Origin of the sequence: Vibrio sp. A2-1, assembly GCF_021728355.1 — a bacterium.
Taxonomy (GTDB): domain Bacteria; phylum Pseudomonadota; class Gammaproteobacteria; order Enterobacterales; family Vibrionaceae; genus Vibrio; species Vibrio splendidus_K.
The window spans coordinates 651,643-669,549 of sequence record NZ_JAKKCO010000003.1; the positions used below are offsets into that span (position 1 = coordinate 651,643).

Consider the following 17,907-nt stretch of genomic DNA (forward strand, 5'->3'; position numbering starts at 1 on the left):
TTTCGCGACGAGAAATAACACTTTTATTTGTGTGGACAACCTTCTAGATGATCATTAACCATACCTGTCGCTTGCATAAACGCGTAACAGATTGTTTCCCCTACAAACTTAAAGCCTCTCTTCTTCAAAAACTTACTCATCGCTTTAGATTGCTCGGTAGAAGCGGGAACTTGAGACATCTCAGTCCAGTTGTTCTCTATCACCTTGTTATCGACAAATTGCCATAAAGCATTTGATAAAGAGCCAAACTCTTTCTGGAGTTCAAGCGTTGCTCGAGCATTACCGTATACAGAGGCGATCTTGCCCTTATGCTTAACCACATCGAAGTTTTCAATGATATGAGGCACGTTGTCTTCGTTCATCGCTGCAAGCTTATTGAGATCATAGTTATCAAACGCAGCACGATAGCCTTCGCGCTTTTTAAGGATAGTAATCCAGCTAAGACCAGCCTGAGCGCCTTCTAAAGTAATGAACTCAAAAAGAACTTGGTCATCATAAACAGGCACGCCCCACTCTGCATCGTGGTACTCCCTTTCAAGCTCATGTTTAAGCGCCCATGCACACGTTCTATCCACTGTATTCGCTTCCATTTCGATAGTCTCTTTTAGTAATCGTACATAAAAATAATGCCCCAAATAGGGGCATTATTTCAAAGGTTAGTTGACGTTAAGCCACTTCAATTTTATGGAATAAACGATACAGTACAGGTACTACGATTAGCGTGAGTACAGTCGCAAAGCCTAAACCAAACATAATGGTTACTGCCATCGGCTTGAAGAAGATGTCAGGCAGTAACGGGATCATACCTAGAATCGTTGTAATCGCTGCCATGCATACTGGGCGAACACGACTCAATGCAGCATCAACTACCGCAACATAAGGGTCTTTACCTGATTTCATTTCAATCTCAATTTGATCAAGTAATACGATACCGTTCTTAAGTAGCATCCCGGATAAACTCAAGAAGCCTAGCAATGCCATAAAGCCAAATGGTGTATTCAAGGCTAATAAGCCCGTCGTTACCCCGATTAGCGCTAATGGAACCGTTAGCCAAACAATCAGCGGCTCTTTGACCGAGTTGAACAAGAACACGGTAATCAAGAACATGAACAGGTAACCCATCGGCATAGTGGTAAACAGTGACGCTTGTGCATCAGCAGATGACTCATATTCACCACCCCACTCCAACGAATAACCCGGAGGCATCTCAATCGCTTCAATTTGTGGCTGTAAGCGTTTCTGTAACGTCGAAGCCGTTTCTTCACCCAATAGGTCGTTGTCGGCCATTACCGTCAGCATGCGCTTACGGTTCTTACGGATGATAAGTGGATCTTCCCATTCCAATTCGTAGCCAAGCGTCACTTGCTGCAACGGAATATATTCGCTTAATGCCGGGCTCCAAATCTTCATACCTTCGATGTTGCGAATATCAACTCGCTCATCTTCAGGTAAACGAGCCATAATAGGCATCAGCGTAGTACCATCACGATACACACCAATCGACTTACCAGAGAAAGACATCGCTAGGAAATCATCAACGTCAGACTTGGTAATACCATAACGACGCGCTTGGCTTTCATTGAACTGAGGCTCTAAGACCTTAGTTCTTTCACGCCAATCATGACGAACGTTAAACGCTCCGTCATCGGCACGCATGATGTCCATAACTTGAGCTGCGATTGAACGTAGCACGGTTGGATCTGAACCGACGATTCGAGCCTCAATTTTCGCACCACCACCAGGGCCTAATTCAATTTGCTTAAGTTTGTAATCAATTTCAGGGAACTGACTGTCAACGTGTTCACGGAAGCGACGCATCAGCCCTTCAAGTACCTGATAATCTGTCACACGAACCGTGATTTCGCCATACGCGCTATAACTCTTCTCGGGTGAGTAGGTCAACATGAAACGCTGCAGACCTTTACCGGCCGTGGTCGTGATATGTTCAACTTCACTTTGTTCCGACAACCAACTCTCAAGCACTCTCAACTTGGTATTAGTTGCTCGAATATCCGTACCTTCCGGCATCCAAACATCCACTTGGAACATCGGAGTAGTTGAAGATGGGAAGAATGCTTGTTTCACAAAGCCAAAACCGTACACACTCGCACCTAAACCAATCACCAGAACGATCATGGTTAGCCACGCGCGTTTCATACAGAACTCAAGGAAGTTTTTATAGATAACAAAAACCATCCCGTTGTATGGGTCTTTACCTTCGTTATCGGGATCAACTTTCTGTCCTCTGAAGAAGATATCGGCAAAAAACGGCGTGATCGAGATGGCGGTAAACCAACTCAGCATCAGTGAAATCAATAGCACCGTAAACAAGGTGCCACAGTATTCGCCCGTTGAATCTTCAGACAAACCAATTGGAGCAAACGCGGTGACCGCAATCACCGTTGCGCCAAGCAGTGGCCATTTGGTTTGGGTCACGATATCAGTGGCGGCCTGCATCCGGGTTCGCCCCTTCTGCGTGCCGATCAATATCCCTTCCACCACCACAATGGCATTATCCACCAGCATCCCCAAGGCAATAACCAACGCGCCCAGTGAAATACGTTGAAGATCGATTTTGAAGTACTGCATGAAAATAAAGGTGCCGAATACGGTCAATAGCAGTATCAAGCCAATCAACAGGCCCGATCGTACTCCCATGAAGAACAGTAACACCACGATTACGATCGCAACCGCCTGCCCTAAACTCACCACAAATCCGCTTACCGACTTGTTCACTTCTTTAGGTTGGTTATAAACCTCGGAGATGTCGATACCGACGGGTTGTTGATATTTAAGCTCGGCGAGTCTTCGATCAAAGTCTTCACCCACTGCGACCACGTTCACGCCTTGCGCAAAAGAGACACCAAGGTTAAGCGCGAGTTCGCCGTTATAACCAATGATGTTACTCGGTACCTCAACGTAACCACGAGTTACATTCGCCACATCTTTTAAATAGATAAGCCCTTGAGCGCCACCTTCCGTAAGAATCAAATCACCAAGCTGTTCAACGTTTTGGAACTCACCGGTTGGATGGATTCGAATATATTCATCACCAATCCTTACCGCTCCTGCACTTGATACAATATTTTGAGTCGATAAAAGGTTAAATACCGTGCTTGGAGACAGACCCAGAGAGCTTATCCGTTTCATCGATATCTCAATGAACACTTGCTCTTGTTGTTGGCCGGAAACGGAGACTTTACTGACCCCATCAACCAACTCTAGCTCTCGCCTTAGGTAATCAATGTAATCCAGCAACTCTTTGTAGCTATAGCCATCCCCCGTCACCGCCAGCAAAATACCGTAAACATCACCGAAGTCATCGATGACTTGAGGATCATTGACGCCGGGTGGCAGTTCAACCTTGAGATCATTCACTTTTCGGCGAAGTTCATCCCATATTTGCGGAAGATCATCTGGGCCGTAGTTGTTCTTCATCGTCACCGTTACCTGTGATAGGCCGCGGCTAGAGATAGAGTTCACTTCGTCCACATAGGTAAGTTGTTGAATCGCTTTTTCTAGTGGGTAAGTAACTTCTTCTTCAACTTGTTGAGGTGTGGCTCCTGGGTAAGAGGTCACAACCATCGCATCTTTGATCGTAAAGGCAGGATCTTCTAAACGACCCAAGCCGAAAAAGGCAGAGACACCACCAATAAGAAAGATCAGAGATAGCATCCAGCTAATGACTTTGTTACGTATAAAGTAAGAAGCAACACCTGTGATCTGATCATCACCTTGTTGATCGTCATTTTGGGGCTTGTTATTTACTTCACTCATTGTTCGTCTCCTGAGACAATACTTCCACTGTCATCCCATCTCGCAATCGCGATATGCCTGCAACAACGACATGCTGCCCCATTTCCAATCCTTTCATGACCTGCAATGTTTTCTGATTTGCTTTTCCTAATACGACTTGCTGTTTCGAGACGGTACTGTCGTCATTAAGCACCCATACATAAGAGTTCTGACGCGTTAAATCATCGCCATCCGCATTAAACACAGCTTCGATTGGGATAAGTACCCCAGCTTTTAACTCCAAGCCGATATCTCGCCCATTTGACGTCACCTCAACGGCCATACCATCCAGAATCAAATCATCTTCCGGCATAGGTAGAGCAAGCGTCACCGTGAACGTGCCCGTGCTTGGGTCAGGTTCAGTGGTGAACTCCTTAATAGCCGCTGTGTATTCATTGCCACTGGGCACTCTTACTACAGCCTCAACATTCGATAACAGCTGTTCGCTCGGTTGGTTGACGTAGATTTGGTCAGGCAGCTGAATAACAACCTCAACATCTTCGACACTGTGGATATTTACCACTTGTTGGCCTACCTGAATATTTTCATATTGGTCGACACTGACACGAGAAATGATCCCATCAACAGGGGCGCGAAGCTTAGTGAACGACAAGCGCAGTTTTGCGAGTTCCAGCTCGGCATAAGCGATCTGGCGTTGAGCAGCAATTTCATCAAACTGTGACTTCGCCAATAAACCTTTCTTCACTAGAGGACTTGAACGTCTGTATTGACTGTTAATTACCGTGTAACGCGCCTGAGCATTGTCGACATCCAGTTGATAATCGGTAGGGTCAAGCTCTGCAATGATGTCTCCTTGTGAAACACGCTCACCTTCTTTCACATCAAGCTTATTGATTTCACCAGCGACTCGAAAGCTGAGATGAGCCTTCTCGGCAGCGTTTGCAACCGCAGGGAAATAGAGTTTGTCGCTAAAGTCGATGACTGAAATCTCGATAGCTTTAACCAAGGGTGTGTTATTCACTTCTACAACTTGTTTATCTTCACAAGCCGTAAGTAAAACCAAACACGACAGTCCAGCGGCCACTTTAAGTGTTTTCATGTTATAGCCCCCTTTCCTTGATCCACTCTCGAACTTTAACGCCCGGTTCAAGACCATTAACACCAGAAGTTACGATGCGATCACCATCGTTCAACCCTGAAACAATATGGCGTTTTTCATCGATGATGATTGCGACATTTTCAACAATACCGTCGCTATTCACGCGCCACACAGAGACATCATCCCCATCAGTCATCATTGCTGATGTGGGAATTTTTGTGGCGGCCGCTAACGCTGAAACTAAATGAACTGTGCCTGACATACCCGGCAAAATACCAACATCGGTTGGTCTTTCCATTACCATGGTGACTTTGTACGACCCGGTTTTGGGATCCGCTTCAGTATCAACCTCTTGGAATGCTAAAGCGTAGGAGCTACCAGGGAAAGCATCAAAAACCATGGTTGCATCCGTCTCAAACCCTGAAGAAAAGCGCGTGATAAGTTGGTCGGGTAATAAGAATACGACTTTGAGGATTTGATTCGTTTGAATATTCATCACGCCTTGTTTGGCAGCGATATATTCATGGTTTTCAGCAGGAATGATGGAGATAGTACCATCGTAAGGCGCAACCAAAGTGGTATAACGTAGGTTGGCTTTTGCTTGGTTAAGCACCGCTTTAGCAGAATTATGATTAGCTTTCGCTTGGTCGAAGTCTTGCTCAGATACGACGCGATCTTTGCGCAACTTAATTGAACGTTGGTATTGAACATCAGCAAGTTTAAAGTTGGCTCTCGCTTGCTTCTCTAACAACTGATATTCGTCAGGATTAAGCGTTGCAAGCCCATCACCTTTGGTAACCTGTTGACCAGATGTGACATCGATAGTCTGAAGTAGCCCTGGAACACGAAATGCCAGTACTGCTTTGTCACCTGCTTCTGTAGTGGCAGGAAAGCTACGTTCAAAGGCATTACTACCGACGGAGACAGTGAAGAGTTTGGCGGGTCTAGAATCAGGTTCAGGTACGGGAGGAAGCTCCTTACCACACCCAGACAACCCAGCTAAGGCTGTCAATAGGACAACGGAGGCTCTATACATTAGTGATCATCCATAACTATAAATATTTTTATAACATAGATTAATCACATGTAACTTACCAGTTATCGTAAGATTTATTGAGACAAAATTATTAAAAAAAATAACGGCTTGGAATAAATTTTCCTAAACCGTTATCTAATGTTTTTCAGGTTTACCACTACATGTTCTTAAATGCGCGATCGACTTTGAAAGTATCCGAAGTCACATAAGCTTCCATATTGCGGACACTGGTCTCTAATTTCTGGAAATCACCCTCTAAAGTGCCCAATAACGACTCTGCGGTTTGCCCTTTTTCCCAAGGTTTTTGCTTCAGCGTATGCTCTTGTTTGGCTTTCATCTGATCGACATACTGAGGTGGTTGTTTTTCAAGCATAAATGTCAAAGCTAAATACGCTAATAACACCAAAAAGCTACCACCAAGCAGTGCCGCCGAGATAACCAAGATGCGAACCAACCACACTTCCAAGCCAAAATAGTTCGCTAACCCTGCGCAGACGCCAGACAGCTTACCGTTAATAGGATCGCGATACAGTTCTCTACTCATAGTTTCGTCTCCAGTTAGGTGACTCCGCATCCAGTATTTTTTCTAGCGTTTTCACTCGGTCTTGCATCGATTCAGCTTGAGCAGAAAGCTTGTGCAAACGCTGAAGATCTGTTTCTGAAAGACCATTACTGGATTTCTTCTTGCTGCGGTAATGTAAGAACAACCATAGCGGTGCCACGAAGATTAAAAAGACAATCAGTGGGCCTGCAATTAGAAATGTTGACATAGACAACTCCTAAATTATTTATCGCGGTTTTCAACTTGTTGCTTCAGTTTCGCCAGCTCTTTTTCAATTTCATCTTGAGCTTGTAACTCTGCAAACTCTTGGTCTAACGATTTTGCGTTACCTGTTTTCGCGTAAACGTCCGCTTCGGCTTCTAATTCATCCACTTTACGCGAGAACTGCTCAAACTTCGCCATTGCTTCGTTGGTTTTGCTTGAATGCAGATGTTTTTGAACATCACGACGATTGCTCGCAGCATTATTACGAATCATCAATGCTTGCTGCTTTGCGCGAGTTTCTACAATTTTAGTTTCGAGCTTACCAATTTCACTGGTCAGCTTTTCGATGGTTTCGTGAACCAAGGTTTGCTCTGTGTGAAGGCTTTTGATGATATCTTCAAGTTTTTGCTTTTCGATTAGCGCCGCTCTAGCTAAATCTTCACGTTGTTTAGTCAGTGCTAGTGTCGCTTTGTTTTGCCAATCTAGAATCTGAGTTTCGATAGCTTCAACTTTACGTGCTAACTCTTTTTTATCTGCGATAGCTTTAGCGGAGTTAGTGCGAACCTCAACCAGCGTATCTTCCATTTCTTGGATAATCAGGCGAATCATCTTTTCAGGATCTTCAGCCTTGTCTAAAAGTGCACTGATGTTCGAATTTACAATGTCTGCAAAGCGAGAAAAAATACCCATGAGGAACTCCTTAATTACAATGATGGCAAATGTGCTTTAAAGCGTTATTCGATTTCTCAATCCACTTGCTCAAAAATTTACGTTTGTTGTTAAACCTACCATAAGTAATCCAAGTAGCGTGCCAACTTTTAAGTCATTTATTATCAGGCACTTACAATAGAATGGTGATTAACCCGAACCATGCTATGATGAATTTAGCCAAGTATTGGTATTTTTCACCACTACGACTCTTATACTTAAGCTATTTACATGACGTGACTTAAATAAAGCTCTCTAAATCACATCCATCGGCGCTCAAATCGCACAAGGACCCGCTATGCAGCAGAACCTCATTGGTGAATCACCCAGTTTTCTCTCCGTTTTAGATAAAGTATCTCAACTCGCACCAATCGAAAGACCGATCCTGATCATTGGAGAGCGTGGTACGGGTAAAGAGCTCATAGCTCAAAGGCTGCATTACCTTTCAAGGCGATGGGATCAGCCGTTGATCTCACTTAATTGCTCAACGCTCAGTGAAGGTTTGATTGATTCTGAGTTGTTTGGTCATGAGTCTGGTTCCTTTACTGGTTCAAAAGGTCGTCATCAGGGTCGATTTGAAAGAGCGGAAGGTGGAACACTGTTTCTTGATGAGCTCGCAACCACGCCCCTAGCCGTTCAAGAGAAGCTATTGCGCGTTATTGAATACGGGCAGTATGAACGTGTCGGAGGACAAAAAGCTTTAAGTGCCAACGTAAGACTGGTTTGCGCCACCAACGCTGACTTGCCAGACATGGCATTAAGGGGCGAATTCAGAGCCGACTTATTGGACAGGCTAGCGTTTGACGTGATTACTATTCCCCCTCTTCGAGAGCGAAAAGAAGACATCACGCTGCTGGCAGAATACTACGCCATTAAGATGTGCCGTGAATTAGAATTGGAGTTGTTTGTTGGCTTTGCTCCGTCTGCCTTAGAGGCGCTGCTAGATTATTCATGGCCAGGGAATGTGCGAGAACTCAAGAACGTTATTGAGCGCGCAGTCTACCAGCACGGTAAAGACCCATATCCTATTGAATCTTTAGTGTTTAACCCATTCAAACCCGCATGGAAAATAGATCAAGATTCCACGCATGGAATTGGCAATGCGCCGTCCAACAGCCATACTTCATCAGAGAGCTCGTTTTCTTTGCCACTTGATTACAAAGCATGGCAAGAACAACAAGACATCAAGCTGCTCAATCAAGCCCTAAAACAAAGCAAGTACAACCAGAAACAAGCAGCAGAATTACTTGGATTAACCTACAACCAATTACGTGGAATGGTGAGGAAGTACGCGATTGTCGGACAAGCTAACGATAAATAGTTGTCCGCACTTGATTATTATTTGGAGCCGAATAAATAAAATGTTAAATTGTCCGGATCTTGAGGCTCCTCTAACGCCTCGTTTCGAAAAGTATTTCTTTTTATGAAAGCACTAATAAGACTATCACTGAGCATCTGCACGCTGAGCTTTTTAGCTGGATGTGGTGAGAGTGTGAATCACGAGCAAATCCGTGAAAAAGGCTTCATTTATTGCGGCCAAGGTAATCCTAGTACTTTCAACCCACAACTGGTTGATAGTGGCATTACCTCAGAATCGCTGAGCCCTCAAATTTTCGATACACTGCTTACTCTTGATCCAATGACTTATCGACCAAAACAGAACTTGGCAACAAGCTGGTCTGTCGATGAATCGGGTACAGGGTACACTTTCAAACTGCGCCCTAATGTTGCGTTTCAAACCACAGACTGGTTTACCCCAACTCGCAGTATGAATGCACAAGATGTGGTCTTTAGTTTTGAGCGAATCATTGATAGCTCAAACCCATTTCATTATGTGGGCGGCGGCCTATACCCATGGTTTGCTGGTATCGACTTCCAAAACCTGATCGTCGATATCACTGCGGTTGATGACCTGACAGTGAAATTCCAATTAAGTCGCCCAGACAATTCATTCCTCAACAATATCGCCACCAGCTATGCGGTCATTCACTCTAAAGAATATGCCAATAAACTCATTGCTACGGATGAAAAGAATGAAATAGACTCCAAGCCCGTTGGCACAGGTCCTTTCTACTTGGATGAATATCAAATAAACGACCTAGTACGCTTGAAAAAGAACAAGCACTATTGGAAGGGTGACGTAGAAATGGACCAAGTTGTGTTTGATACTTCACAACGTGGGACAGGGACTCTTGCCAAGCTACTTCGTAGTGAGTGTGATGTATTGAACTCACCGATTTCTAGTCAGATTCCTATTATTCAAGCACATGAAGAGTTGAAGATTTCCGCCACGCCTGCGGTTAATGTCTCTTTCATCGCACTGAACACCGAGCACCCTGCACTGCGTGACTCACGAGTGCGCAAAGCGCTGAACTTAGCTATCAATCGTCAGAACATTCTTGATTCTGTGTACTACGGTACAGGTACAAAAGCCTACACCTTACTTCCCCCTACTTCTTGGGCTTATCAAAAAGACAGTGTTCAAGTTCGCTATGACCGCAACTACGCAGTTGCGCTTCTTAAAGAAGCCGGGGTAGAACCTGGGCTAGAACTTTCAATGTGGGTGCCATTAGAGCCAAGAGCCTACAATCCGAGCCCAAGGAAAACGGCAGAATTAATCCAAGCAAATTTAGCTGATATTGGTATCGAACTTAAGCTCTATACCGACGACCGATTTGATCGTACGCAGCTGTCATCCATTTCCTCAACAGACTTGTTGCTCACAGGTTGGATCGGCAATACGGGCGACCCAGACAACTTCTTGCGTCCGCTTCTTTCATGTAGCTCAGAACGAGCAGGATTAAACGTCTCTATGTGGTGTAATTCAGACTTTGATTTCCTTCTCGACTTAGCATTAGAGATCAATCAACAAAGGCACCGTGTGAACTTGTATCGACAAGCCCAAAACATTCTCAATGAAGAAGTTCCTGTGATTCCTCTCGCTCATGGCGTGCAATTCCGCGTGCACGATCGTTCGCTAAGTGGCTTTAAGCAGAGCCCGTTCAATGCTCAACCTTTTGATCAAGTCAGAAGAGAGGTGCAGTGATGTTTTGGTATACATTAAGACGTGTAAACTTATTCATTATTACACTGGGGATCCTGACGTTAGTGGGGTTCGCTCTGCTTCGACTAGACCAAACCTCACCTTGGGCGATTCAAGATTTTTGGCCCGGTTGGCTTAGCTATATCACAGAATTATCGACACTGAACTTTGGCTTGAGCAAGCACGGAGCGCCTATCATCGATGAGCTTGTCGTGGTATTCCCTGCAACGTTAGAACTGTGTTTCTTTGCTTTTGTGCTTGCGTTGTTTATCGGCATCCCTTTCGGCACTATTGCTGGCATGAGACAGGGCAAGTTTGTCGATACCACCATATCGTTTACTTCAATGGCTGGTTACTCTGCACCTATATTTTGGGTCGCACTACTGATGATCATGGTGTTCTCTTTACACTTTGAAATGTTTCCAGTGGGCGGCAGATACGATCTACTTTACGAAATTGAACACGTGACTGGTTTCGCCATCATTGATGCCTTTTTCGCTGAAGGTAAATACCGAGCACACGCACTGCAAAGTGTCATCGAGCATATGGCGTTGCCTTGTCTAGTTTTGGCACTGGCCCCAACGACTCAAGTTATCCGGTTGATGAGAGCATCCGTTGCTGAAGTGATGACGCAAAACTACATCCGCGCGGCGCGAATTAAAGGTCTATCTACCAGAGAGATCGTGATGCAACACGTGTTAAGAAATGCGATACCACCGATTATTCCTAAGGTCGGCGTTCAACTATCAAGTATGTTAACGCTCGCTATTATTACCGAGTCTATCTTTAACTGGCCGGGTATTGGCCGCTGGTTATTGGATGCTTTATCTAATCAAGATTACGTTTCAATTCAAGCGGGCGTGATCGTGGTAGCAACCTTGGTTTTGACCGCAAACATTCTGTCCGATCTATTGGGCGCGATGGTCAATCCACTGGTAAGGAAGGAATGGTATGCTAACAAATAACGTCTACCAAGAAGAGCAGATTCCAACCCAGTTCGAGCGTTTCTGGCGCAGCTTCCGTGGCAATAATCTCGCTATGTTTGGACTGTGGTGTTTGGCCTTAATCATTCTAATCACCGTCACTTCACCATGGCTAGCTCCGCATGATGCTCAAGAACAAACGGGACACCTGTTAACCCCACCCTCTTGGGATCCCTCAGGAACAGTTGAGTATTTCTTAGGTACCGATGACTTAGGCCGAGATATTCTTTCTCGTCTGATTATCGGCTCTCAGCTGACGTTTGGTGCCGCGGTTGTGATTACCTTTATCGCAGCAGTCATTGGTTGCCTGATTGGCGTACTTGCGGGGATGACTCGTGGATTACTATCAAGCACGCTAAACCACCTGCTTGATACCGTTATGTCGATTCCGTCTCTGTTACTGGCCATTATCTTCGTGGCGTTTCTTGGTTTTGGCGAGTTTAATATCTTGCTTGCCTTATGTTTAGCATTGATTCCACGCTTTATTCGTTCGGTATACATTGCCGTGCACGCTGAGGTAGAAAAAGACTATATTTTGGCTTCTCGCCTCGATGGTGCGAACGACTTCTACCTGTTATGGAATTCAATCCTTCCTAATATTCTTACCGTGGTGGCACTTGAAATTACTCTGGCATTGTCAGTCGCCATTCTTGATATCACGGCTTTGGGTTTCTTAGGGCTTGGCGCTCAAGCACCAAGTACCGAATGGGGCTCAATCTTGGGTGACTCTGTAGAGCTGATTTACCTCGCACCATGGACAGTAACCCTACCCGGTTTAGCCATTATGTTTACCGTTATCGTTGTTAACCTCGTAGGTGAAGGTGTTCGCCAAGCGCTAAATGCAGGAATCGAATAATGCCTTTACTTGATATTCGACATCTAACCATCGAGATTGAGACCCCTCAAGGGATGGTTAAAGCCGTTGACAGAATGAGTCTTACCCTCAATGAAGGGGAAATTCGCGGCTTAGTAGGTGAATCAGGCTCAGGCAAGAGCTTGGTTGCAAAAGCGATCGTTGGGGTTTGTAAAGAAAACTGGAAAGTATCTGCCGACCGAATGCGCCTTGGCAATATCGACCTCCTGCAACTGACACCCAAAGAACGACGCCGAGTTATTGCTCGTGATATCGCGATGATCTTTCAAGAGCCATCCTCCTGTCTTGATCCATCTGAAAAAGTGGGCCATCAACTGATTGAAGCGATTCCTTCCTATTCGTTTGAAGGTCGGTGGTGGCAGAGATTCAAATGGCGTAAGAAGCAGGCCATCGCTCTACTGCACAAAGTCGGTATTAAAGATCACTCTCGTCTTATGGACAGTTACTCTTATGAGTTGACCGATGGTGAGTGTCAAAAAGTTATGATCGCCATGGCGATCGCAGCTAAACCAAAAGTCTTGATCGCTGATGAACCAACCAACGATCTAGATCCGATTACACAGTCTCAAATATTGCGTCTGTTGAGTCGTATGAATCAGATCAATAACACGACCATCGTGCTGATCGGCCATGACTTAACCACCATTACCCAATGGGCAACTCGCATTACCGTTATGTACTGTGGTCAGTCTGTGGAATCAGCGGATACGCAGAAGCTGTTAGATGCACCTAAACACCCATATACCGTCGCTCTATTGAAAGCGATGCCAGACTTTAACGACTGGATTCCTCATAAAGAGAAACTACAGTCTTTACCAGGTTCAATCCCTCCGTTGCAGCACCTTCCTATTGGTTGTCGACTAGGACCACGTTGCCCGTATGCGCAAAGGCAATGTGTTGAGATTCCTTATACCAAACGAATCAAAAACCATAAGTTCAATTGTCACTTCCCTCTTAATATGGAGAAGAAAAAGAAATCATGAGTGCATTATTAGAAGTCATTGATTTATCTAAAGACTTTACGACTCGCTCTGGTCTTTTCCGTAAAAAAATTCATCAGGCAGTTAAACCCGTAAGCTTTTCGCTTGAGGCGGGACAGACGATTGGTTTTATCGGTCAGAATGGTTCAGGAAAGTCGACATTAGCAAGGATGCTAGCGGGCATGGTAGAGCCAACTGCAGGCGAGATTCGTGTGAACGGTGAAAAGCTAGAGCACAAGGACTACTCGACTCGCTGTAAGCTGATTCGAATGATCTTCCAAGATCCGAACACCTCGCTTAACCCGCGCATTCAGATTGGTCGAATTCTTGAAGGTCCATTAAAGCGAAACACCAATATGCCACCAGAAGCCCGTATGCGTCGTGTGAAAGACACCCTATTACGTGTGGGTCTTCTACCGGAACATGCTTACTTCTACCCGCAGATGCTGGCTGCTGGCCAGAAACAAAGAGTTTGTTTGGCTCGTGCCTTGATTCTTCAACCATCGATCATCGTTGCTGATGAAGCGTTGAATGGTTTGGACATGGCAATGCGCTCGCAAATCATCAATTTGTTCTTAGAGCTACAAGAAGAGATGGGTGTGTCCTTCGTCTACGTATCTCAACACCTTGGTATTGTTAAGCACATCACCGACAAAATCATCGTCATGCACGAAGGTAATGTGGTTGAGAGTGGGGAAACGGATCAAGTGCTAACCAATCCAACTCACCAAATCACCCAAAGATTGGTTGAGAGCCATTTCTCCAAAGCGCCGAACCACTAACCTCGAATCACGCTACGTTTAACAAAGGGGAAAGGTATGTTATTAAGAGCTTCAATGCTTCCCCTTTTGTTGGCGCTGTTTTCCTTTAACGCAGCAAGCACACCGCTCACTTGGTTAGATAGAAGCTTCGTCGAAACTGCCTTTTATAACGTCGCACTTCAACACGAATATTCCCAAGGCAACAAGCCACTCGCCAAATGGAAACAACCGATCAAGATTTGGATCGATCATCGAGTGGGTGATGAAGAACTGCATCAAGAGCTCACAGAGCTTCATATCCGACACTTATCCGAAGTCACTCAGCACCCGATAACAATCGTCAACAAAGAGTCTGAAGCGAACGTAAAATGGATATACACGAGGCAAAGTCAGTGGGTATCTGAGGCAAAATCGGTGCTCAAACTCAAATCAACTCAGCATCTAAACAACGCTATTTGCACGGCGGGCTATCGAACTAATTCTAAAGGTGAGATTGTTTACGCTGGGATTGTTATTCCCGTTGATCAAGCAAGATCTCGAGGTAAGCTCGTCGCCTGTATCGTGGAAGAAATCACACAGGTTCTAGGCCTGCCGAATGATTCAGATAAAGCCTACCCTTCTATTTTTAATGACCATACGCCAGAAGACTTGTTATCACCACTAGATGTGGTACTACTAAAGCTGTTGTATGAACCAGAATTGAAAGCTGGAATGACAAAATCTGAAGTAAAACCTGTCGTTCGAAAGATACTCAAGAGGTACAGTAAAACAGGTGTGCTTCAACAAGCTTCAAAAGCCGCACAGCAAGCGCCGTTGTATCAGTTGATTGGGTACTAACAAAAATGCGTTGTAAATAGCTTAGATGGGATAATTGAATGATAGCGCTGCCTAAAAAAGGCAACGCTGACTTAAGAACTGTATTGCGGCAGAATTAGCGCTTAGCAGCTTGCTTCTTTAATTCGAAATCGAACTCATCAGGGAACAAGATTACGCCTTCTTCTTGCTCGTTCGGGAACACAACCACTGCAAGCTCGTCGTCTTCTAGACCGTTAGTCCAACGGCTGTGCCATTTGTTCAACGAGATAGACTCAGCTTTACACTCAGACCAATCACCCGTAGCCCAAGATTCAGCAAACTCTTGATTTGGCCATACTGGAACACAGTCTTCATCTTCTGTGTTCAGCATTACACAACCGTGTTCATCGGTTAAGATCCATACTTCACGGTTCGCTACGATTTCTTTCACACAGTACTTTAGGCGTTGCTCACCCGTATACTTATTGATTTCAGCGATTTTTTTATCGTCTAGCTGTGTAGTCATCTTAATTTCCTACTTTAGTCAGTAACTTTGCTCTTAAAGCTATTTTATGCCGAGAGCTTTTAACTTCAAACATTTTCGATGAAGAAGAAAATCCACTTCAAAGAAAAACGCCTGCTAAATTAGCAGGCGTTTATAATTAAGCGACTTGATTAAACAAGCTCACCCTGTAACCAAGGCCAGCCTTGCTTCTTACGGCTTAATGTATTTTCCATCATTAATACGCCGTCTTTCTCGTGCTTAACCAGTTTATCAGCCCACTCGCCTTTGTATAGAAGGTGAGTTTGCGCAGTAGTGATGTCTGTTAGCATTACCGCAGCAAATGCTAGACCGTCTTTCTCACAACGTTCTTCAAGATCCGCTTCTAGCGCTTCAATCATGCCATCTACTTGCTCAAGAGTCGCAAGCTCAACTTGACCAACAACAACATCACGACCGTTGAATGGGTAGCCTTTAAGGTCTTTTTCTACTAGTTGTGCAGCAGATAGGCCTTCGATGTTTGTCTTAGCGATTAGAAGCGCTTTGATGAATGCATCAATGTCAGTCACGCCAGCGATTTCAGCAAGCTCAGCAACCGCGTCTTTGTCTTTTTGAGTACATGTTGGAGAAGCAAAACCAACCGTGTCTGAAAGAATTGCAGACATCATCAGTTTAGCGATTTGTTGAGAGATAGCGTGACCTTCAATCTTGAACATGTTGAAAAGTACAGTATTTGTACAACCAACAGGCCAGATCCAAGCTTCCATAGGGTTAACTGTCATCGCGTCACCTAAACGGTGGTGATCGACAATACCTACGATCTCAGCTTCAGCAACATCGTCCGGTGCTTGTGCTAGATCTGAGTAGTCTACTAGCCAGATTTTTTCACCAGCAACAGAAGTACGAAGTTCTGGTTTTTCAGCACCAGCGACTTCTAGAATGTGTTGAGTTTCGCGGTTGATCTCGCCTTGGCGAATTGGTGTCGCTTCCTCGCCACGAGCTTTAAGAAGCTCTGTTGCAACTAACGCACTACAAATACTGTCACTATCAGGGTTTTTGTGACCAACAACTAAAATCATGTTTCTTCCTATTACACTAACAATTATGACTCTACCTTTAGAGTCTCTCTTTATTAGCCATACTTTACCTCATTTTTTCAGGTTGGTCATGTTTCGTAGGTTTAGCCAATGGTAACAATAGATAAAAAAACAACAAATGCAATTGATAATTATTATCATTCGTATATATTTATCTTAAGCCACTAATTTTGAGTAACACCTATGGATCGACTAATCTCTTTTTTGCCAAGCAGTAGCGCTGCGAAAACAACTCAGTTTTCACTGTCATTTAAGCGCCTGCTTTTACCTATCTCACTTGCAGCTTTAGTTATGGCGCCTGCCACGCGAGAATTGACGGTCACTACCTTGTCAGACGCCTTTTGGGCCGTGTCTTGTTATGTTGCTTTGACCTTAGCGATTTACCACGGGTTAAGCCTGTATATCAACAAAGATAACGTCTTCAACAAGCTCGTCCATCAATCCCGTTCAAACCAAGTTGTATTCGCTGCACTTATGGGGGCGCTACCCGGCTGTGGCGGTGCGATCGTGGTTACCACACAATTTATCTCGGGCAAACTTGGATTCGGCGCAGTTGTTGCAGTGCTCGTCTCAACCATGGGCGATGCAGCCTTCCTGCTCATTGCAAGCGAGCCCAAGACTGGTTTAGCCATGATGGCGATGGGCGTGATTGTCGGAACTGCGTCAGGTCGAATCATTAACTTGTTTCACGCAGACGACTTCTTACGCCCAAAAAAATCAGAGAAAAATCAAGCGGTGAGCAGCTGTGCTTCTCAATCTCAAGACAAAGAAGCAGTATCGAAAAAAGCGATCAACCTGCAAGGCTATCTATGGTCTGTACTCATTATTCCAGGTGCTGCGGTTGCCCTACTTGGCTCTTTTCAAGTGGATGTGAATGAGTTGCTCGCTTTTCCCGAAATGTCGATGGAATGGGCAGGCACTATTTTGCTGATTAGCTCGATGTTTCTATGGGGTCTCACCCGTGAAATTGAAGATTACAAATCAGCCGTCAGTGAAGACGAGAAATGTGTAGGCTCTCATCCATTACAAAAAACGGCTCAAGATACTAACTTCGTTACTGCATGGGTGGTGGTTGCTTTTCTTTTCTTCGAATTTGGCTCTGTGATAGCAAATGTCGATTTTGCGACGCTATTCTCAAGCTGGGGCATGATGCTCCCCCTGGCGGGAGTGTTGATGGGTTTGCTACCGGGGTGTGGTCCGCAATTGCTGGTCACTAGCCTATACCTTTCTGGTGCTCTGCCACTGTCAGCTCAGGTAGGTAACGCAATTTCGAATGACGGTGATGCGCTATTCCCTGCGATTGCGATGGCTCCCAAAGCGGCACTGGTCGCGACCTTGTATTCCAGTGTTCCCGCTTTGATTTGTGCATACGGTTACTGGTTTATGTTCGAACTTTAGGTTTATAATTGAAGCTTAGGTTTACAATTGAAGTTTTAGTTTATATCCGAGGCTTAAGCTTTTATTCAAGGCTCAGGTTTATCTTCAAGGTTTTAGCTTTACTCCATAG

The 17,907-nt window shown here is 44.8% G+C and carries 17 protein-coding genes; 8 read left to right on the forward strand and 9 right to left on the reverse strand.

Features of this window, described 5'->3' with window-relative positions; translation table 11 throughout:
* Nucleotides 1-23: 23 nt before the first annotated feature.
* From L3V33_RS14275 to pspA, 7 genes are all read right to left on the reverse strand, one after another.
* Nucleotides 24-590, reverse strand: coding sequence for a DNA-3-methyladenine glycosylase I (locus L3V33_RS14275; RefSeq protein ID WP_017093177.1), 567 nt, complete (start codon nt 588-590; stop codon nt 24-26).
* 76 nt (nt 591-666) lie between these two features.
* On the reverse strand, nt 667-3,777 hold the full coding sequence (locus tag L3V33_RS14280) for an efflux RND transporter permease subunit (RefSeq protein ID WP_237290673.1): 3,111 nt from the start codon (nt 3,775-3,777) through the stop codon (nt 667-669).
* Nucleotides 3,770-4,855: an efflux RND transporter periplasmic adaptor subunit gene (locus L3V33_RS14285; RefSeq protein ID WP_114633243.1), complete on the reverse strand. Its 1,086-nt coding sequence runs from the start codon at nt 4,853-4,855 to the stop codon at nt 3,770-3,772. The genes L3V33_RS14280 and L3V33_RS14285 overlap by 8 nt, the downstream gene beginning before the upstream one ends.
* Before the next feature lies 1 nt (nt 4,856).
* The gene (locus L3V33_RS14290; RefSeq protein ID WP_017086192.1) at nt 4,857-5,891 is read right to left on the reverse strand and encodes an efflux RND transporter periplasmic adaptor subunit; all 1,035 of its coding nucleotides are present in this window, start codon (nt 5,889-5,891) and stop codon (nt 4,857-4,859) included.
* Between the two features lie 157 nt (nt 5,892-6,048).
* Entirely contained in the window at nt 6,049-6,435 is a 387-nt protein-coding gene (gene pspC, locus L3V33_RS14295) for an envelope stress response membrane protein PspC (RefSeq protein ID WP_029405178.1), read from the reverse strand.
* Nucleotides 6,428-6,661 carry an envelope stress response membrane protein PspB gene (gene pspB, locus L3V33_RS14300; RefSeq protein WP_004734605.1) on the reverse strand — a complete coding sequence of 78 codons (234 nt, stop codon included), beginning with the start codon at nt 6,659-6,661 and terminating at the stop codon, nt 6,428-6,430. Before pspB ends, pspC begins: the two co-directional genes overlap by 8 nt.
* A 14-nt stretch (nt 6,662-6,675) precedes the next feature.
* Nucleotides 6,676-7,347: a phage shock protein PspA gene (gene pspA, locus L3V33_RS14305; RefSeq protein WP_076676587.1), complete on the reverse strand. Its 672-nt coding sequence runs from the start codon at nt 7,345-7,347 to the stop codon at nt 6,676-6,678.
* Between the two features lie 316 nt (nt 7,348-7,663).
* Here pspA and pspF point away from each other — a divergent pair, with 316 nt between their 5' ends.
* The 7 genes from pspF to L3V33_RS14340 all read left to right on the forward strand — a co-directional run bounded on the left by pspF (nt 7,664) and on the right by L3V33_RS14340 (nt 14,843).
* The gene (gene pspF / locus L3V33_RS14310) at nt 7,664-8,686 is read left to right on the forward strand and encodes a phage shock protein operon transcriptional activator (RefSeq protein WP_237290674.1); all 1,023 of its coding nucleotides are present in this window, start codon (nt 7,664-7,666) and stop codon (nt 8,684-8,686) included.
* Nucleotides 8,687-8,788: 102 nt separating this feature from the next.
* A complete protein-coding gene (gene sapA, locus L3V33_RS14315) occupies nt 8,789-10,411 on the forward strand; it encodes an ABC transporter substrate-binding protein SapA (protein WP_237290675.1) in 1,623 nt (540 codons plus the stop codon).
* On the forward strand, nt 10,411-11,373 hold the full coding sequence (locus L3V33_RS14320) for an ABC transporter permease subunit (RefSeq protein WP_171307773.1): 963 nt from the start codon (nt 10,411-10,413) through the stop codon (nt 11,371-11,373). The genes sapA and L3V33_RS14320 overlap by 1 nt, the downstream gene beginning before the upstream one ends.
* A complete protein-coding gene (gene sapC / locus L3V33_RS14325; protein WP_237290676.1) occupies nt 11,360-12,247 on the forward strand; it encodes a putrescine export ABC transporter permease SapC in 888 nt (295 codons plus the stop codon). Before L3V33_RS14320 ends, sapC begins: the two co-directional genes overlap by 14 nt.
* Nucleotides 12,247-13,248 (forward strand): oligopeptide/dipeptide ABC transporter ATP-binding protein, encoded by a 1,002-nt coding sequence (locus tag L3V33_RS14330; RefSeq protein WP_017078997.1) that lies wholly within the window; start codon nt 12,247-12,249, stop codon nt 13,246-13,248. The genes sapC and L3V33_RS14330 overlap by 1 nt, the downstream gene beginning before the upstream one ends.
* The gene (locus L3V33_RS14335) at nt 13,245-14,027 is read left to right on the forward strand and encodes an ATP-binding cassette domain-containing protein (protein WP_004734598.1); all 783 of its coding nucleotides are present in this window, start codon (nt 13,245-13,247) and stop codon (nt 14,025-14,027) included. The genes L3V33_RS14330 and L3V33_RS14335 overlap by 4 nt, the downstream gene beginning before the upstream one ends.
* Before the next feature lie 36 nt (nt 14,028-14,063).
* The gene (locus tag L3V33_RS14340; RefSeq protein ID WP_237290677.1) at nt 14,064-14,843 is read left to right on the forward strand and encodes a DUF2927 domain-containing protein; all 780 of its coding nucleotides are present in this window, start codon (nt 14,064-14,066) and stop codon (nt 14,841-14,843) included.
* A gap of 94 nt (nt 14,844-14,937) precedes the next feature.
* Here L3V33_RS14340 and L3V33_RS14345 read toward each other — a convergent pair whose 3' ends face one another.
* Nucleotides 14,938-15,327 (reverse strand): DUF2750 domain-containing protein, encoded by a 390-nt coding sequence (locus L3V33_RS14345; RefSeq protein WP_004734596.1) that lies wholly within the window; start codon nt 15,325-15,327, stop codon nt 14,938-14,940.
* A gap of 149 nt (nt 15,328-15,476) precedes the next feature.
* Nucleotides 15,477-16,382 carry a manganese-dependent inorganic pyrophosphatase gene (locus L3V33_RS14350; protein WP_114633238.1) on the reverse strand — a complete coding sequence of 302 codons (906 nt, stop codon included), beginning with the start codon at nt 16,380-16,382 and terminating at the stop codon, nt 15,477-15,479.
* Nucleotides 16,383-16,583: 201 nt separating this feature from the next.
* Between L3V33_RS14350 and L3V33_RS14355 the strand changes: the two genes are divergently transcribed.
* Entirely contained in the window at nt 16,584-17,798 is a 1,215-nt protein-coding gene (locus L3V33_RS14355; RefSeq protein WP_237290678.1) for a putative manganese transporter, read from the forward strand.
* Nucleotides 17,799-17,907 lie beyond the last annotated feature (109 nt).

Bases quoted from the DNA above. Each gene is read 5' to 3' on its own strand.
- L3V33_RS14275 (WP_017093177.1), bottom strand. From the start codon at position 590: ATGGAAGCGAATACAGTGGATAGAACGTGTGCATGGGCGCTTAAACAT.
- L3V33_RS14280 (WP_237290673.1), bottom strand. From the start codon at position 3,777: ATGAGTGAAGTAAATAACAAGCCCCAAAATGACGATCAACAAGGTGAT.
- L3V33_RS14285 (WP_114633243.1), bottom strand. From the start codon at position 4,855: ATGAAAACACTTAAAGTGGCCGCTGGACTGTCGTGTTTGGTTTTACTT.
- L3V33_RS14290 (WP_017086192.1), bottom strand. From the start codon at position 5,891: ATGTATAGAGCCTCCGTTGTCCTATTGACAGCCTTAGCTGGGTTGTCT.
- pspC (WP_029405178.1), bottom strand. From the start codon at position 6,435: ATGAGTAGAGAACTGTATCGCGATCCTATTAACGGTAAGCTGTCTGGC.
- pspB (WP_004734605.1), bottom strand. From the start codon at position 6,661: ATGTCAACATTTCTAATTGCAGGCCCACTGATTGTCTTTTTAATCTTC.
- pspA (WP_076676587.1), bottom strand. From the start codon at position 7,347: ATGGGTATTTTTTCTCGCTTTGCAGACATTGTAAATTCGAACATCAGT.
- pspF (WP_237290674.1), top strand. From the start codon at position 7,664: ATGCAGCAGAACCTCATTGGTGAATCACCCAGTTTTCTCTCCGTTTTA.
- sapA (WP_237290675.1), top strand. From the start codon at position 8,789: ATGAAAGCACTAATAAGACTATCACTGAGCATCTGCACGCTGAGCTTT.
- L3V33_RS14320 (WP_171307773.1), top strand. From the start codon at position 10,411: ATGTTTTGGTATACATTAAGACGTGTAAACTTATTCATTATTACACTG.
- sapC (WP_237290676.1), top strand. From the start codon at position 11,360: ATGCTAACAAATAACGTCTACCAAGAAGAGCAGATTCCAACCCAGTTC.
- L3V33_RS14330 (WP_017078997.1), top strand. From the start codon at position 12,247: ATGCCTTTACTTGATATTCGACATCTAACCATCGAGATTGAGACCCCT.
- L3V33_RS14335 (WP_004734598.1), top strand. From the start codon at position 13,245: ATGAGTGCATTATTAGAAGTCATTGATTTATCTAAAGACTTTACGACT.
- L3V33_RS14340 (WP_237290677.1), top strand. From the start codon at position 14,064: ATGTTATTAAGAGCTTCAATGCTTCCCCTTTTGTTGGCGCTGTTTTCC.
- L3V33_RS14345 (WP_004734596.1), bottom strand. From the start codon at position 15,327: ATGACTACACAGCTAGACGATAAAAAAATCGCTGAAATCAATAAGTAT.
- L3V33_RS14350 (WP_114633238.1), bottom strand. From the start codon at position 16,382: ATGATTTTAGTTGTTGGTCACAAAAACCCTGATAGTGACAGTATTTGT.
- L3V33_RS14355 (WP_237290678.1), top strand. From the start codon at position 16,584: ATGGATCGACTAATCTCTTTTTTGCCAAGCAGTAGCGCTGCGAAAACA.